The following is a 15,434-nucleotide window of genomic DNA, read 5'->3' as shown; positions in this document are numbered from 1 at the left end:
ATCTTTCGATGGGCGTCAACCACATTCACACCGGCACCGTGGCCGTGATCGGCAACGGACCGGTGGGCCAGACCACGGCACTGCTGCTGGCCCGCTGGGGCGTGCGCGTCGTCCTGCTCGACGGCCGCGCCGAGCGGGACCCGATCGGCTCCAAGGCGATCTGCCAGCAGCGCGACGTGCTCGAGGTGTGGGCCGCGATCGGCGTCGGCGAGCAGATCGCCGCGGAGGGCGTCACGTGGGACACCGCGCGCACCTTCCACCGCGAACACGAACTGTTCTCGCAGCAGTTCGTGGACCATGGGCAGTCGCCGTTCCCGCCTTTCGTCAACGTCTCGCAGGCCCGCACCGAGGAACTCCTCGACGCGGCCATCGCGCGGCAACCGCTCATCGACGTGCGGTGGGGGCACCCGGTCGAGCAGATCGAGCAGGACGGATCCGAGGTCCGGCTCGGGTGCGCCACCGAGTCCAGCCCGGTGACGGTCGCGGCCGACTACGCGGTGCTCGCCACCGGATCCCGCAGCAGCGAACTGCGCCGGCAACTCGGCGTCGGGTTCCCCGGCCGGTCGTTCGATGACAAGTTCCTCATCTGCGACATCCAGGCCGACATCCCGGGCTGGGCCAACGAGCGGCGCTTCTACTTCGATCCGGAGTGGAATCCGGGTCGGCAGGTGCTGATCCACCCGTGCCCCGACTCCACCTTCCGCATCGACTGGCAGGTTCCCGGCGACTACGACCTCGACGCCGAGGCCGAGAGCGGCGCGCTGAACGACCGGATCCGACAGATCATCGGCGACACCCCGTACCGGATCGTGTGGAAGTCGGTGTACCGCTTCCACGCCCGCCTCGCCGACCGCATGCAGGTGGGCCGGGTGCTGCTGGCGGGCGACTGCGCCCACATCGTGTCGCCGTTCGGCGCGCGGGGACTCAATTCGGGTGTCGGCGATGCCGAGAACGCGGCGTGGAAGCTCGCGTTCGTGCTGCGCGGCTGGGCCGATCCGGCACTGCTCGAGACGTACGACCTGGAACGCCGCGCCGCGGCGGCCGAGAACCTCGCGGTCACGTCGGCGACGATGGACTTCCTGGTGCCGCAGACCGACGAACAGCACGCCCGCCGCCTGTCGGTGCTCGAGGCCGCGGTCGCCGATCCACAGGCCCGGGCCGAGGTGGACTCCGGTCGACTGGCGGAGCCGTTCTGGTACGTCGACTCCCCGTTGACCACTCCGGATCCCCGGCGCCCCTTCGCCGGACGCCCGGCCCGCGGCGTCGCGCCGGACCCGGTGCCCGGCGTCCTGGTACCCGACGTCCCGGTGACCGTGCGCGGCCAGAGTTGCGCACGCCTGCGGGAGATCGCCCGACACGGTGTCCTGCTGCTGCACGGAGCCGACGTCGATCCGACGGCGGTCCGGGAGGCCGCCCTCACCGCCACCCACTCCCCAATCCGGATCCACGCCCTGAGGGACATCGACACCACCGGGCTGCTCACGGCGGCAACGAAAGCCGGTGCGAACGACGTGTGGATCGTGCGCCCGGACGCGCACATCGCGGCCGTCGTCGACGGCAGTGACCGCCCGGCCCTGGCGGCCGCCCTGCGCCGGGCGGTGGGCGCCGAGGTGACCGCCGGCGAGCGACAGGTCGGCTGACTCACTGCCGGACGCGGTGGGCCTCGGCCAGCGCGCAGTCCCGCAGGACCCGCACCAGCGGAGTCACGCGGGAGGYGACGTAGACGAGGCTCACCGCGGTCGGTGCGGCGTCGGCGATGTCGACGAACCGTACGTTGTGGTGGTGCACGCGGCGTCGGGCGGCGATCGGCACCGCCCCCACCCCTCGATCGGCGGCGACCAGTTCCAGCCACTCGTCGAAGTTGGTGCAGGTCACGATCTCTCGACGCGGGTCGGGTTCCGTCCAGGACTCGGCGCGGGTCGTCCCGGTCAGGGTGTTGACCACCAGTGGGTGCGTTCCCAACTCGGCCCACGTGACCGTGTCCCGCTCCGCGAGGGGTGAGCGGGCGCTGACGGCGGCAACGCGTGGCTCCGAGAACAGGTGGTGGACGGCCAGCAGCCCGCCGGCGACGTCGCCGCGCATCACCGCAGCATCGACGACGCCGTCACGTAGCGCGGCCAGCGGATCGTCGCACCGCTGCAACAACACTCGCGCGCCGGAGCGTTCCTCGCAGGCGACGATCGTGTCGTGTGCCCACGGGTCCGGAAGCAGCCAGCTGAATCCGAGTCGCACCGTCCGATTGGCCTGCGCGGACGCGATCGCGGCATCCAGGTCGCCCAGGACGTGGCGAATACGTTCCGCGAACGCCCGCCCGTCCTCGGTCGGCGCCATCGACCGCGACGTCCGCTCCAGCAATCGGGTTCCGAGCGTCGCTTCCAGTTGCTGGATCGTTCGGGTCAACGCGGGTTGGGTGATGTTCAGCCGATCGGCGGCGGCCGTGAAGGTGCCGGCATCGATCACCGCGATCAGTGCCCGCAGATGCCGCAGCTCGACATTCATAACCAACGAGCATAGATACCGTCGAAACGGCATTTCCGTACGCCCGGCGGTCGCGCATAACGTCGTGACGACGAAGGGGACCACGTGAACCTGCCGACCCGGACCGACACGGGGGCTCCGCCCCGGCACGCCCGCGCGACGGTGGTGCGCGCCGCCGCCGGACTCGCCGCGGCGATGGGTGTCGGCCGATTCGTGTACACCCCGCTGCTCCCGCTCATGCAGGAGCAGACCGGGCTCGCGCCGTCCGATACCGCGCTGGTCGCGACCGCCAACTACCTCGGGTACTTCCTGGGCGCGATCGCACTGGCCGCCCACCCGTCCGGCGCGCGCTCGCGGGCCCTCTTCCGCTCGTCGATCCTCGCCCTGATCGCGAGCGAACTCGTGATGATCATCGGCACGGACGTCCGCCTGTGGCTCGCGGCGCGCGTCGTGGCCGGCATCGCCAGCGCCGCCGTCTTCGTGTACTGCGCCACGGCGGTGGTCGGCCATCCGTCGGCGGGCGTGACGTTCACCGGCGTCGGGGTCGGCATCGCGACGTCGGGCATCCTCGTGATGGTTCTCGGACCGGTCGTGTCGTGGAACGCGCTCTGGGCCGCCGCCGCCGCGATGACGGCCGGCTACGCCGCGATCGCCTGGAGCCTGCCACCCGGATCTTCTTCCCCACTGGCCCACAACCGATCTCGGATGCGCGCGTCACCTTCGACGCGCTGGTGGACACTCGGCGCCTGTTACTTCCTCGAGGGCCTGGGCTACATCATCCTCGGTACGTTCCTGGTCGCGGCGGTCTCCGCCGGGGGTGCGCAGTGGACGGGCCCGGCGGCATGGGTGATGGTCGGGCTCGCCGCGATCCCGTCTCCACTGTTGTGGGCGAAGGCGCTGCGCCGCTGGTCCGCGGAGTCGCTGCTCGCGCTGGCACTTGTGCTGCAGGCCTTCTCCGCACTGCTTCCCGCACTGGTCGCCGGTCCGGTGGCCGCCCTGATCGCCGCGATCCTGTTCGGCGGGACCTTCATGGGCATCACCCTGCTCGCCATGGATTCGGCGCTCGGACTGGGCATTCCACGCGCCGCGGCGGCGTTGACGGCGGTGTACGGGCTCGGGCAGATTCTCGGACCGCTCGCGGTGACCCCGATGCTGGGTGACGGATTCCGGGCGGCGTTCGTCTGTGCCGCCGCCGTTCTCGTCGTGGCCGCGCTACTGGCGGGTGCGACCCGACGCCGGTAGCAGCAGATCCACCACCCGCTCCGCGGTGTCGGCGTCGACGAGGCCGCCGGTGACCACCTGACGGTAGAACACCGCGCCGGCAAGCGCGTCCATGAACAGGTCGACGTCGAGATCGGCCGGCAGGTCGCCGCGCGCCACTCCCCTCTCGATCACCGCGGCACAGTTGGCGCGGCGTTCGGCCAGGAATGCGGTGCGGAAGGCGTCGAGTCCCTCGGGCGTCGACGCCAGATCGCTGACGAGTGCCGGCATCGCGGTACCGAGGGGCGATCCGGCGTAGTTGCGCACGGTCCCGGTCAGCCACGCCACGAGATCGGAACGGGTGTTGCCGGTGTCGGGCACCGGCCCGGTGTCCATCAGCGTCGCGAGGGCGTCGGCGACCAGTTCCGGTTTGCCGGACCACCACCGATACAGCGTGGTCTTGTGCACCCCGCTCGCCTCCGCGATGCGCTCGACCGTCAACTGCGCGTACGACGTCGTCGTGAGTTCGTCGACGACGGTCTGCAGCACGAGGTGACGTTTGCGGGGGCCGCTCCGGCCCGCAGCGGGTGTGGTTACCGGCACTCCCACACCCTGTCACGAGGTAGAGTGCAACGCAACGTCGCGTTGCATTCAGGATTGGAAGCTATGAGGATCACCGCGTTCATGGGATCGGCCACCGGCCACGACCCGGCCCACCTCCGGACGGCGAGCGCCTTCGGGACCGACCTGGCCGCGGCCGGGATCGGCCTGGTCTACGGCGGCGGCCGGGTCGGGCTGATGGGCGCCGTGGCCGACGCGGTCGTCGCCGGCGGCGGGGAGGCCATCGGCGTGATTCCACGGCATCTCGCGGACAAGGAGATCGCTCATCCCCGGTTGACGTCCCTCGAGGTCGTCGAGTCGATGCACGCGCGCAAACAGCGCATGGCCGCGCTCGCGGATGCGTTCGTGGTCCTGCCGGGCGGCGCCGGGACGCTCGACGAGTTCTTCGAGATCTGGACGTGGCAGCAACTCGGGCTGCACACCAAGCCGGTGTTCCTGCTCGACACCGGAGGCTTCTGGCAGCCGCTCGTCGCACTGATCGATCATCTCGTCGACACCGGATTCGTCGGCGCACACCAGCGGGATGCGCTGCAGATCGCCGGTGATCTCGACGCAGTGCGCGCCGCGATGACGGGGTGGGCTCCGCCGGTGCCGAAGTGGACTACAACCAGCGGCCCGACCGACACGGACCTCGAGCCCGCATGACCGCCGAACGCCCCAAGGTCGGGGTCGGCATCGTCGTGGAGCGCGCCGACGGGCAAATCCTCTTGGGTCGCAGAGTCAAACCCACCGAACCCGAGACGTGGTGCCTGCCGGGCGGCCACCTCGAACCGGGCGAGACGGTCGAGGCGGCGGCTCGCCGCGAGTGCCTCGAGGAATCCGGCCTCTCCGATACGACGAACGCCGCGGGGTTCGTGGCCGTCGTGGACACCGGCTCGGCTGGTGGCGGTGTCGTGTTCGGCGTGCACGCGCGCAGCGGCGGAGTGCCGACCGGACCCGGTGAGCCGCACATCTTTCCGGAATGGGTCTGGGTCGACCCGACGGACCTGCCCCGCCCGCTCTTTCCCGCGAGCGACGCGCTGCTGCGCGCGTGGACCGGGGCGGAGCCGGATCCGGCGTGGCAGGTCCTTCGCGTCACAGCCGGGTGACGTCGAGGCTTCCGTCGTGGAAGTCGGCGCGCAGCCGCTTCTTGTCGAACTTGCCGACACTGGTCTTGGGCACCTCCTGGATCACCGCCCAGTTCTCGGGCAGCTGCCACTTGGCGACCTTGTCCGCCAGGAAGTYCCGCAGCTGATCCAGCGTGGCCTCGCTGCCCTCACGGAGCACCACCGCCACCAGCGGACGCTCGTCCCACTTCTCGTCCGGCACACCGATCACCGCCGCCTCGGCCACGGCCGGGTGACCCATGACGGCGTTCTCGAGATCCACCGAGGAGATCCACTCGCCGCCGGACTTGATGATGTCCTTCGTCCGGTCCGACAGCGTCAGATACCCGTCCGCCGTGATGGAACCGACGTCCCCGGTGCGCAGCCAGCCGTCCCGGAACTTGTCGGGAGCGTCGACGCCGTAGTACGACGACGTGATCCACGGACCCCGGACCTCGAGCTCACCGATGCTGCGGCCGTCGTGCGGCACCCGGTTGCCGTCGTCGTCGATCAGGCGGGCCTCCACGGACGCCGGGAACCGGCCCTGCGTGTAGCGGTACTTCCAACGCTGATCGCCGGTGGCCTCGGCCGGCGGGCGGCCCACAGAGCCCACCGGGGAGGTCTCGGTCATGCCCCACGCGTGCAGCACCGACACCTGGTGTTCGTCCTCGAAGGCATGCATCAGCGCCGGCGGCACCGCGGCGCCGCCGATCAGCACCTCCCGCATCGACGAGATGTCCTGCGGATGCTGCTCGAGGTACAGGTGCAGGCCCTGCCAGATCGTCGGCACCGCGGCGGCGAACGTCGGCTTCTCCGACGCGATCAGCTCGGCCAGTGGCGCGGGCTGCAGGAAGCGGTCGGGCATGATCAGTGATGCGCCGATCATGAATGCCGCGTACGGCAGACCCCACGACATCGCGTGGAACTGCGGCACCACCGCCAGGGCACGGTCACCCTGCTTCAGGTTGGGACCGTCGCTCATGCACACCTGCATCGAATGCAGGTAGATCGACCGGTGCGAGTACACGACGCCCTTCGGGTCGCCGGTGGTACCCGACGTGTAACACATTGCCGCAGCGGACCGTTCGTCGAGCTCCGGCCAGTCGTACTCGGTCGGCAGGCCCGCGATCAGACCCTCGTAGGTGTGCACCTGCATCCCCTCAGGTGCCTCCAATCCGACCGTCGAATCACCGGTGACGACGATGTGTTCCACCGTCTTCAGCTGCGACAACTGCGGCGCGAGCAGCGGGATCAACGTCGCGTCGACGATGATCACCCGATCCTCGGCGTGGTTGGCGACGTGCACCAACTGCTCCGGGAACAGCCGGATGTTCAGGGTGTGCAGCACCGCGCCCATCGACGGGACCGCGAGGTACGCCTCGAGATGCTCGGCGTTGTTCCACATGAACGTCGCGACCCGGTCGTCGCCCTCGACTCCCAGTCCGCGCAGCGCGTGCGCCAGCGCGGCACACCGCCGCCCCACCTCGGCATATGTGCGACGGCGCGGCCCGGCCTCCGTCCAGGTGATCACCTCGGCGTCCGCATGGACGGTGCTCCCGTACCGCAGCAACTGCGCAATGGACAGAGGCAGATCGTTCATCGTGCTCAGCATGGACGGCTCCTGGATCGATGCGTGCCGGTGTGGCGAGGTCATTGTGCGCCGAAACTACGCCACGAGGGAGACCTGGGTCACCCTCCCCCCACCTCGGCGTTTCGAACCAATCGGTCACTTGACCAACGGCCGACCTGCATCAACCGATGGGTCGGGACCCGAGTCGATAGGCGCGCCGCGCGTTGTCCCGGGCGATCATCCGGGCGATCCGCTCCGCATCCTCGGCCTTCCAATGCTCCTGCGCCACCGCATCCTCGAGCACATTCCCCAACGCCCGACGGAACAGCACCGCGCTCACATGGAACAACTCGGGCAGGCCGCAACCGTCGGTGGAGAACAGCACCGACCCGAACGGTGCCAGCTCGAGCAGCTCGGCGAGGATCCTCGTCGCACCGCGGGCTCCGACGTTCTGCACCGCGAGGCCGACGTCGACGAAGACGTGGTCGAACACCTGCGCGAGGTAACCGGCGTGTCGGTGGAACGGGTAGTTGTGCAGCAGCATGATCGGCACGCCGCGGTCCGCGGTGGCGCGCAGCAGCGGCATGAGCAGCAGCGGGTCGGCGCGGGCGAGGTCGGTGTCGGCGTCGCCGTACCCGACATGGAACTGGATCGGCAGCCCGGCGTCGACCGCCGTCCAGATGAGGAACCGGGCGAGCGTCCCGTCGACCAGTCGCGCCGGCGCGCCGCCGTCGATGTCCGCCGCCCACCGCACCGCGGCCGTGAAGACCGCCGCGTCGGAGGGGTGTTCGGGCGGCAGATCGAGCCCCACCCGATAGGCGGCGATCGTCTTGAACGCGACGGCGGACCCCGCAGCACTGCGAACCTGTTCGCGGAACCGGTCCGCGAAGTCGGGCGGGCCGTGCTCGACGATCACGCGCTCGGCCAGTGATTCCAGGCGCACCACCTCGTGCGCGGTCCCGCCGGTGTACGCGGCCAACTCGTGGGGCGTTGTCAGGCTCTCGGGCCGAAACCCGGTGTCGACGAGGTACTCGGCGATCCCGGCCGCGCGCAGCAGCCGCCGGGCCACCTCGTCGGCACCGAGTTCGGCACGACGCTCGAGGTAGTCGTCGGGTGCGACGTGCGACTCCAGGCCCAGCGCGGGCGCGCACAGCCGCCGCACCGCGAACCCGACCTGGGTGTCGAAGAGGCTGCCGTGCCACGGACCGGGCGCGGCCGCCTCGCACAGCAACGCCTCGAAGGCGGGGCGATCGAGTGGTTCGCGCACGATCCCGTGGCAGTGATGGTCGACGAGGGCAATCCTGTCGACCAGCTCCGCAATCGGGTTCTCGCCGGGCGGTCCCGGCGTATCGTCTGGGAACGGCGCCATCTACGCCATTGTGCCGCTGATCAGGCCCGGCGCGAGGGAGATGCGATGGATCGGCACGAACGTGACCGACGGGCTCTCGAGGCCGCGCGGCTGACTCGGCGGCTCACCGCGCGCGGCGTCGTCGGCGTCGCCCTGACCTGGGTCGACAACAGCGGCGTCAACCGGATGAAGGCGGTGCCCGTCGAGCGGTTCGAACGGGCCGCGACATGGGGTGTGGGTGCCTCCCCCGTGTTCGACGCGTTCACCCCGGACGACACCATCGTCGCCGGACGCTTCGCCGGCGGCCCGGTGGGCGATCTGCGCCTGCTGCCCGACCTGGACCGGGTCACGGTGCTGACCGCGCTGCCGGGATGGGCGTGGGCACCCGTCGACCGGTACACGCAGGACGGCGACCTGCATCCCCAGGACTCGCGCGGCCTGCTTCGCCGCGCCGTCGCCCAGCTCGTCGAGGACGATCTGACGGCCAGAGCCGCATTCGAGATCGAATGGGTGATCGGGCAGGACGAGAACGATTTCGTGCCCGCCACCCGCGGGCCCGCGTACGGGTTCGCCCGGCTCGTGGAGCGGTCCGGGTATCTCGCCGACGTGCTGTCCGCGCTGCGCGAGCAGGACGTGCGGGTGGAGCAGATCCATCCCGAGTACGCGCCGGGACAGTTCGAGGTGTCGGTGGCCGCCGAGGATCCGCTCGGCGCCGCGGACACCTTCGTACTGGTGCGCGAGACCATCCGCGCGGTGACCACACGGCACGGCCTGCGGGCGTCCTTCTCCCCCAAGGTCGAGGCCGCGGGCGTCGGCAACGGCGGACACGTGCACCTGTCGCTGCGGCGGGAGGGGATCAACCTGCACAGCGGAGGCGACGGGCCGTGCGGGATCACCGACACCGCAGAGTCGTTCGCGGCGGGAATCCTGGAACGGTTGCCGGCGCTGCTGGCCGTCGGGGCGCCGTCCGTCGCGAGCTATCTGCGGCTGGTGCCGGGTGCGTGGGCAGCGCCGTTCCAGGTGTGCGGGCACGAGAACCGTGAGGCTGCAGTGCGTTTGATCACCGGCAGCACGGGCGACGAGGACCGCGCGGCGAATCTCGAGGTGAAGGTCCTCGACCAGTCCGCCAACCCGTACCTGTGCATGGCCGGCCTGYTGTTCGCCGGGATGTGGGGCGTCCGCGCAGGCCTGCGCCTGCCCGCACTCGTGGACGTCGACCCGGCATCGCTGTCCGAGGAGGAACGAGAGGCACGCGGAATCCGTCGTCTCCCAGCATCGCTCGCCGAATCCACCGATGCGTTCGAGGCCGACACGCTGCTGACCCACGCATTCGGCACCGAACTCGCCGGCACCATCGTCGACGTGCACCGCGCCGAAATCGAGCAGTTCAGCGGCGCGACGGACGAGGACATCGCCGCGGCGCTCCGGTGGGCGTTCTGACGGACGCCCACCGCGGCCTGGTCTTGACCCTGACGTAGCGTCATAGTTGATGCTGGTCTCATGCGCATCAGCGACATCGCACAGGCGGCAGGAACCACACCGCGCACGGTCCGGCACTACCACCGACTCGGCCTGCTCGACGAGCCCCGGAGGCTGGCGAACGGGTATCGCGAGTACGACCTCGCGGACCTCGTCCGGCTCATGCGGGTGCGGTGGCTCGCGAGTGCGGGGGTGCCATTGGGCTCGGTGTCGTCGATCGTGTCCGCCACGACCGACGAAGCGGCGGCCGACGACCTCGAGTTGGACCTGACCGCGTTGATCGACTCCATCGAGGCGGAACGCCAGGTATTGGCAACCAAAAGCAGCCGTTTGCAGGAAATGCTCGCCGCCCATCGGGCCGGACGACCGGTCTCCCCGCTTCCGCCGGGCCTGGCGCTGATCTTCGCCGATCTGATCGGTACCGAGTCCGATCCCGCCGTGCGGGCCGAGTTCGAACGGGAGCGCGACGCGTTCGAATTGGTGGCGATCTCCGGGGCGGCCCCCCAGGCGTTCTTCGACTCCGCCGCGCGTCAACTCGCCGACGAGCGCGCGAGGGACCGGATCGTGAACCTGTACCGGCGGTTCGCCGCCCTGAGGGGCCACGATCCGGCCCACTGCACGAGCGAGATCGAATCACTCGTCGAGGCAACGGAAAACACGATTCGGCCGGTGCTGGCGGAGGCGGGCATCCTCGAACAGTGGAAATCCGCGGTCCCGTCCCTGGACGGATCCACGGTGTCCGTCACGGACCTCGTCCCCGATCAGGCCCAGGGCGCCGTTTTCACCCTCCTGTTGCAGCGACTCGGCATCGTGCCCGAGGTCTCGCCGTGATCCGGTCGCTGTGGTTGTGGTGCCGCGGACGAGTCGACGGAGCCGGCGACGGCGTCTCCACATTCGGGTACACCGCTGGCACGCTGGGCATCCCGGTGGCGTTTCTCATCGCCACCGGCGTCGAGGCCACGGCCGTGCACCTGCTCGTGCCGTGGCAGTGGCTGCGGGTGGCGCTCCTCGTACTCACCGTCGCGTCCGTCGCCGCTGCGGCGGGCTGGCTCGCGACCCGCGCCGTCCATCCGCACCTGGTGACCGCCCAGAAGCTCATCCTGCGGTCAGGCCGGGCGACGATCCTGTCCGTCGATCGGGGTCGGATCGCCCGGGCCCTCCCCAGCCGGCGGTTCGAGCACACCTCCCCCGGCATCCACCACGGCCGGCTCTATCTGCCGGGTCCGGACGGAACCGTCGTCGACATCGACTTCGACGTGCCGGTCCCCGTCGACAAGCTCACGGCCACTGCGCAACTCGAGTCGTCCCTGGTCACCGGGGTGAGCCTGTACGTCGACGCGCCGAGGGATCTGTGCGCCCGACTGAGCATGAGGTGCTGACGAAAACCCTTCTCCTCACAAGGAGTTCAGAGCGACCACTCGTCCGCCAGCTCGACGACGATCTTCTTGTCGTTGCCGGGGTCGGCGGGGTCGTACCAGAGTCGGGTCTGCTGGCCGTCGACAACGGGGGTGGCGGCATGGACGACCATCCGCCGCTGCACCCATCGCTGGGTGTTCCCGCCGTCGGTGAACGAGAACGTCACCGCGGTGAAGATCCGGTCACTCTCCCGAAAGACGCTGTATCCCTTGTCGCTGACGATCGCCGTGGTGACCGTGCCGGTGCGTTTGGTCTGGTGGTCGCCGGCGCGTCGGGCCCGCCGTCCGCGCGCTGCGTTCAGTCCACCGATCAGACAGATCGCCGCTATCACGAGGCAGCCGTATCCGATGCCGGTCACGATCGGGCTGTCACCGATCTGCCGCCCGGCGGTGATCACGCCGATGCCGGCACCGGTCCACCAGGCGGCGATACCGTAGAGCAGTCCGAGATGGCGGGCCTTGAGGGCGATCGACGCCCAGAGGATGAACCCGGCGATCGCCAGCGGCAGACCGGCGAGGGCCCCGACGAACGCGAGCGCAGGCGGATCGAAGGACTCCGGCTCCATGCCACCGCCGAACATCCTCGGCCAGCCGTACCCCATACCCGCGCCCCCGGCGAACAGCAGCATCAGGGCAAGCGAGACCCGCCCCACACCCGGTGGACGGTTCAGTCGCGCGCGTCTGGCGGCAATCGGATCGATCGTGCTCATCGAAACTCCCCCTCACGCCACTGGATGGCGTGCTCCTACAGCGAGCATAAGCGGTCGCCTCTGCCCGGCGTGATCAGGAATCGAGTCGACCGAAACCGACAACGGCGGAATCGGATTCCCAATCGAGGTCGTGGACCCGGATCTTGCCGAGTTCGTTGCCACCGACGGTGGTGGCGTCGTCGCCGTCGACAGCGACGACGAAGTTGGTGTGCTGACCGATCCGGAACTCGTTGTTGTACAACACCACGTCACCGGTCTTGGGGCGGTAGCCGTTGCCCATCGGCTCGAACCGTCCCTCGGCCTCGTAATACTCCTGGAGCGTGTAGACGCCCGGGATCCGCCACGACCCGGAGTTCGGATTCGACAGCGGCTCCCCCGCCTCGCGCATGATCCAGCTGACGAAGTTGGCGCACCACGGCTCCTTCGCGCCGTCGGAATAGAAGGTGCCGGGCCGCTGCTCGCGGTGCTCGGCCTCGAGGAGGTCGACCACCTTGGCCTGTGTGGGAGTCAGCGTCGCGGTGTCGACGTCCGGGAAGGCCGCGGTGTCCCACGGCAGGTACCGATCGGGCGCCCACCACAGCACCGCGCCCGCCGCCAGCACCAGCACCGCGATCACGGATGCGCTCCACACGGCGAGGCGACGACGACGGGCGACGGGCTGTGCGCTCATGCCCTCGAATGTAGCTGGAAACGAGACGGTGCTCGGGTGGCGGCACCCGAACGGGTCAGCGGAACTCGATGATCAGCTGGGGCGGATCCTCGACGGTCACAATTTCGAACTGCGCAGGCTCGGCGCGAAGACCGATGAAGGACTGGGTGGTTCCGTTCACGTCTCGTGTGTCGGGCAGCAGGAAGAGTTGGGTTACGCGGGACCGGTCCGGTCCCACCAAGGGAGTTGCGGTGTCGTAGAGGCGGCGCGCGGGCAGCGCGGTACCCATGATGTCGACCTGCATGATCGCCCGTCCCGTGACCGGCAGGGTCGGACCGCCGCCGTAGGGGACCGCCTCGGCGACATATCCCGCCTTCCAGAAGGGAACACCGGAACCGTCGAACAGATAGACAACCCTCTCGATGCCGGTGTCGGCGTCGATCTCGATCCGCACGTCGTCCACTGCCGCAGTGGGACCACCACCGTCGGGCGACGGGACGTCGGTGGCGGGCACGGCGGGCACGGGGGGCTCGAGCGTCGCCGGGGGTAGAGGAGTCGCGCCGAACTGGATCCTGCCGGTGCGGTCGGCGGGAGTGGACGTAGCTGGCGGTGCGGGCAGCGAATCCGATTGTGGCGATCCCGAATCGGCGCCACAGCCCGCCAACATGATCGCACCTGCCACTGCTCCGATGGTCGCAGACTTCACCCTCGACACGAACTCCCCCTCGCCTGACTACCCCGCCCGCGTCGACTCTACGTCGCAGGACACGATCGTCTGAGACACTTCGAGGCATGGATCAGCCGGGATACGACGTCATGGCGAATCTCTACGCCGAGACGTTTCCATCTCCGTACCTGACGCCACTCGAGCGTCAGGTCATCGCAGCGTTCGCGGATCTCGTGCATGACAGTCCAGGCGAGGGCGCGGTGTTGGATGTCGGGTGCGGTCCCGGCGATGTCGCCGCGGACCTCGCGAGCAAGGGACTCGACGTGCTCGGCATCGATCCGAGCGTCGCGATGCTCGGAATCGCCCGACGCAGCTATCCGCACCTCCGATTCGTCTACGGTGACGCGCACCTGGCCGCCGAGGAACTCGCCGGCGTAGCCGTCCGAGCCATTCTGGCGAGGTTCAGCCTGATCCATGTCCCACCCGCGGAAGTCTCCGCAGTACTGCATCACTGGTCCGCACTGGTGGCCCCGGGTGCATTCGTCGCGGTTGCAGGCCAGACCACCGATGCCGTGGGCGAGGTGATCGAGTTCGACCATGCCGTGGCACCGGCCTGGCTCTGGCATCCGGACCGCCTCGCCGCTGCGCTTGCCGACGCCGGCTTCGACGAGGTGTGGCGGACGATCAGCAGGCCGGATGCGAACCATCGATTCCCCGAGGTGCACCTGGTCGCGCGACGACGCTGAGGCTCGAGTCTCGGCGACCAATCCATTGACTCGAAGATATGTTCGAACCAAACTTGCAGCATGAATCCGGGGGGAATCATCGAACCAGGCGCAGCAGCCTTACCGCTGCACGCCGACGACGTGCGCGCGTTCCCCGAATCCGAGCTCCTCGCCGCCTGGTCGACATTTCCCGCGAGATCGAACGCCTCGAAACCCTCCACGTCGCCGCGGTCGCCGAAATCGACGAGCGCGTAATCTCGTTCGACGCCCTCGGCTTCCGCAGCGTCAAACTCTGGCTCGCATCGACGACCCTCCTCGTAGTACCCGCCGCCGCCCGGATCCTCGCCCTCGGCACAGCCCTCCGACGCCAACCCGAGATCGCCGACGCCTACGACAATCTGCGCATCTCCGCCGACCACGCCGGTTTGATCGCCAAATTCTGCGAGCGCCCGCCCCGCGGCATGCCCGACGAAGCCCTCGACTCCTGCCGAAACGTGCTGCTCGACTGCGCCACCGGACCCGCCGCCACCGACACCGTCCGTGGGGCCATCGCCAAACTCGAGCGGATCTTCGAATCCGACGACCTGCCCGCCAGCGAAGACACCGACCGCAACGAACTCCACGCCTCCAAAACCCTCAACGGGCGCGTCGCCGTCAAAGGCGACTTCGACTCCGCCACAGGCGAAATGCTCCTCACCGCACTCTCGGCACTCACCAAACCGAGGAATCCGGTCGACGACTCGGCGTCCACCCGCACTCCCGGACAACGACGCGCCGAAGCATTCACCGACATCCTGCGCCACTACCTCAACTCCGGCGACGCCCCCATCGAAGGCGGACAACGGCCACACCTGTCACTACACGTGAACGCCCGCGACCTCGCCCGCACCGAGCCGAACACTGACGACCACGCCGACACAGGCAGCAGCACGCCCGCCGATCACGCGGACACGTTGGGAGACAAGGACGTCGCCTGGATGCCGTGGATGGGGCCGCTCACCATCGCAACCGCCCGCCGCATCGCCTGCGACTGCACCCTCACACCCGTCCTCATGGACGACGGGGTACCGCTCGACCTCGGCCGCACCACCCGCACCGTGCCCAAGAAACAACGCCGAGCCCTCGCCGCCCGCGACAACGGCTGCGCCTTCCCCGGATGCGGCGCACCACCCGCCCACTGCGAAGGCCACCACGTCCAGCACTGGGCCGGCGGCGGACCCACCGACCTCGACAACCTCGTACTCCTGTGCCGCTACCACCACCGGTTGCTGCACCACTCGCACTGGGACGTCGAGATCGGCATCGACCGGCATCCGCCCCCAAGCACTTCGTGCAGGGGGTACCCCCAGGTTCACCCCACCGAGTTCGGTCGACCCCTACAAGAAGCCCATCCCGGCGCACAACCGGGCCGGGCCGCTCGCCGCCTGATTCTCCGCATCACCCGTCGAGAGCAGGCGCGGGCAAGTACAACGCTGCGCCATTCCCGC

15 protein-coding genes and 1 pseudogene are annotated in these 15,434 nt (G+C 69.4%); 9 read left to right on the top strand and 7 right to left on the bottom strand.

The features are described from left to right. The first annotated feature begins 8 nt into the window (after positions 1 to 8). Positions 9 to 1,640, top strand: a complete 1,632-nt coding sequence (locus AB4Z09_RS07920; RefSeq protein ID WP_442239489.1) for an FAD-dependent monooxygenase — start codon at positions 9 to 11, stop codon at positions 1,638 to 1,640. Position 1,641: 1 nt separating this feature from the next. Here the strand turns inward: AB4Z09_RS07920 and AB4Z09_RS07915 are convergent, their stop codons facing one another. After that, positions 1,642 to 2,499: a LysR family transcriptional regulator gene (locus AB4Z09_RS07915; RefSeq protein ID WP_442239488.1), complete on the bottom strand. Its 858-nt coding sequence runs from the start codon at positions 2,497 to 2,499 to the stop codon at positions 1,642 to 1,644. 84 nt (positions 2,500 to 2,583) lie between these two features. On the opposite strand from AB4Z09_RS07915, the gene AB4Z09_RS07910 reads away from it, so the two are divergent. Beyond that, positions 2,584 to 3,720 (top strand): YbfB/YjiJ family MFS transporter, encoded by a 1,137-nt coding sequence (locus tag AB4Z09_RS07910; RefSeq protein WP_442239487.1) that lies wholly within the window; start codon positions 2,584 to 2,586, stop codon positions 3,718 to 3,720. On the opposite strand, the gene AB4Z09_RS07905 is transcribed toward AB4Z09_RS07910, so the two are convergent. Further along, the gene (locus AB4Z09_RS07905) at positions 3,691 to 4,281 is read right to left on the bottom strand and encodes a TetR/AcrR family transcriptional regulator (RefSeq protein ID WP_114723952.1); all 591 of its coding nucleotides are present in this window, start codon (positions 4,279 to 4,281) and stop codon (positions 3,691 to 3,693) included. The two genes, AB4Z09_RS07910 and AB4Z09_RS07905, sit on opposite strands and share 30 nt — an antisense overlap. A gap of 63 nt (positions 4,282 to 4,344) precedes the next feature. Here AB4Z09_RS07905 and AB4Z09_RS07900 point away from each other — a divergent pair, with 63 nt between their 5' ends. Further along, a complete protein-coding gene (locus tag AB4Z09_RS07900) occupies positions 4,345 to 4,944 on the top strand; it encodes a TIGR00730 family Rossman fold protein (protein WP_174913931.1) in 600 nt (199 codons plus the stop codon). Next, a complete protein-coding gene (locus AB4Z09_RS07895; RefSeq protein WP_174913934.1) occupies positions 4,941 to 5,387 on the top strand; it encodes a nucleotide triphosphate diphosphatase NUDT15 in 447 nt (148 codons plus the stop codon). The genes AB4Z09_RS07900 and AB4Z09_RS07895 overlap by 4 nt, the downstream gene beginning before the upstream one ends. Here the strand turns inward: AB4Z09_RS07895 and AB4Z09_RS07890 are convergent. Beyond that, positions 5,374 to 6,996: a long-chain fatty acid--CoA ligase gene (locus tag AB4Z09_RS07890; protein ID WP_442239486.1), complete on the bottom strand. Its 1,623-nt coding sequence runs from the start codon at positions 6,994 to 6,996 to the stop codon at positions 5,374 to 5,376. The genes AB4Z09_RS07895 and AB4Z09_RS07890 overlap by 14 nt on opposite strands. A gap of 139 nt (positions 6,997 to 7,135) precedes the next feature. Then, on the bottom strand, positions 7,136 to 8,323 hold the full coding sequence (locus AB4Z09_RS07885) for an amidohydrolase family protein (RefSeq protein WP_429520251.1): 1,188 nt from the start codon (positions 8,321 to 8,323) through the stop codon (positions 7,136 to 7,138). A gap of 45 nt (positions 8,324 to 8,368) precedes the next feature. Between AB4Z09_RS07885 and AB4Z09_RS07880 the strand changes: the two genes are divergently transcribed. Genes AB4Z09_RS07880 through AB4Z09_RS07870 form a run of 3 tightly spaced genes read left to right on the top strand, consistent with a single transcriptional unit; the run spans position 8,369 to position 11,160 of the window. Continuing rightward, complete coding sequence (locus AB4Z09_RS07880) at positions 8,369 to 9,742, top strand: glutamine synthetase family protein (RefSeq protein ID WP_174913939.1); 1,374 nt, start codon at positions 8,369 to 8,371, stop codon at positions 9,740 to 9,742. 60 nt (positions 9,743 to 9,802) lie between these two features. Further along, a complete protein-coding gene (locus AB4Z09_RS07875; protein ID WP_442239485.1) occupies positions 9,803 to 10,612 on the top strand; it encodes a MerR family transcriptional regulator in 810 nt (269 codons plus the stop codon). Then, positions 10,609 to 11,160: a hypothetical protein gene (locus AB4Z09_RS07870; protein ID WP_254622678.1), complete on the top strand. Its 552-nt coding sequence runs from the start codon at positions 10,609 to 10,611 to the stop codon at positions 11,158 to 11,160. Before AB4Z09_RS07875 ends, AB4Z09_RS07870 begins: the two co-directional genes overlap by 4 nt. Positions 11,161 to 11,186: 26 nt before the next feature. Here the strand turns inward: AB4Z09_RS07870 and AB4Z09_RS07865 are convergent, their stop codons facing one another. The 3 genes from AB4Z09_RS07865 to AB4Z09_RS07855 all read right to left on the bottom strand — a co-directional run bounded on the left by AB4Z09_RS07865 (position 11,187) and on the right by AB4Z09_RS07855 (position 13,237). Continuing rightward, positions 11,187 to 11,906, bottom strand: a complete 720-nt coding sequence (locus tag AB4Z09_RS07865; RefSeq protein WP_442239484.1) for a hypothetical protein — start codon at positions 11,904 to 11,906, stop codon at positions 11,187 to 11,189. 73 nt (positions 11,907 to 11,979) lie between these two features. After that, positions 11,980 to 12,576, bottom strand: coding sequence for a CHAP domain-containing protein (locus AB4Z09_RS07860; protein WP_174913948.1), 597 nt, complete (start codon positions 12,574 to 12,576; stop codon positions 11,980 to 11,982). A 55-nt stretch (positions 12,577 to 12,631) separates the two neighbouring features. Beyond that, positions 12,632 to 13,237: an AMIN-like domain-containing (lipo)protein gene (locus AB4Z09_RS07855; protein WP_174913951.1), complete on the bottom strand. Its 606-nt coding sequence runs from the start codon at positions 13,235 to 13,237 to the stop codon at positions 12,632 to 12,634. Positions 13,238 to 13,347: 110 nt separating this feature from the next. Between AB4Z09_RS07855 and AB4Z09_RS07850 the strand changes: the two genes are divergently transcribed. Further along, complete coding sequence (locus tag AB4Z09_RS07850; protein WP_174913953.1) at positions 13,348 to 13,968, top strand: class I SAM-dependent methyltransferase; 621 nt, start codon at positions 13,348 to 13,350, stop codon at positions 13,966 to 13,968. Positions 13,969 to 14,028: 60 nt separating this feature from the next. Next, positions 14,029 to 15,375: pseudogene (locus AB4Z09_RS07845) on the top strand (DUF222 domain-containing protein). Positions 15,376 to 15,434 lie beyond the last annotated feature (59 nt).

It is taken from the genome of Rhodococcus sp. TAF43 (assembly GCF_052113525.1).
Taxonomy (GTDB): domain Bacteria; phylum Actinomycetota; class Actinomycetes; order Mycobacteriales; family Mycobacteriaceae; genus Prescottella.
Note: the sequence above shows the minus strand (reverse complement) of the source record. Positions and strands in the feature narration are given on the sequence as shown.

Excerpts from the sequence above, each read along its gene's own strand:
- AB4Z09_RS07920 (WP_442239489.1), top strand. The coding sequence starts at position 9 with ATGGGCGTCAACCACATTCACACCGGCACCGTGGCCGTGATCGGCAAC.
- AB4Z09_RS07900 (WP_174913931.1), top strand. The coding sequence starts at position 4,345 with ATGAGGATCACCGCGTTCATGGGATCGGCCACCGGCCACGACCCGGCC.
- AB4Z09_RS07895 (WP_174913934.1), top strand. The coding sequence starts at position 4,941 with ATGACCGCCGAACGCCCCAAGGTCGGGGTCGGCATCGTCGTGGAGCGC.
- AB4Z09_RS07885 (WP_429520251.1), bottom strand. The coding sequence starts at position 8,323 with ATGGCGCCGTTCCCAGACGATACGCCGGGACCGCCCGGCGAGAACCCG.
- AB4Z09_RS07875 (WP_442239485.1), top strand. The coding sequence starts at position 9,803 with ATGCGCATCAGCGACATCGCACAGGCGGCAGGAACCACACCGCGCACG.
- AB4Z09_RS07865 (WP_442239484.1), bottom strand. The coding sequence starts at position 11,906 with ATGAGCACGATCGATCCGATTGCCGCCAGACGCGCGCGACTGAACCGT.
- AB4Z09_RS07860 (WP_174913948.1), bottom strand. The coding sequence starts at position 12,576 with ATGAGCGCACAGCCCGTCGCCCGTCGTCGTCGCCTCGCCGTGTGGAGC.
- AB4Z09_RS07850 (WP_174913953.1), top strand. The coding sequence starts at position 13,348 with ATGGATCAGCCGGGATACGACGTCATGGCGAATCTCTACGCCGAGACG.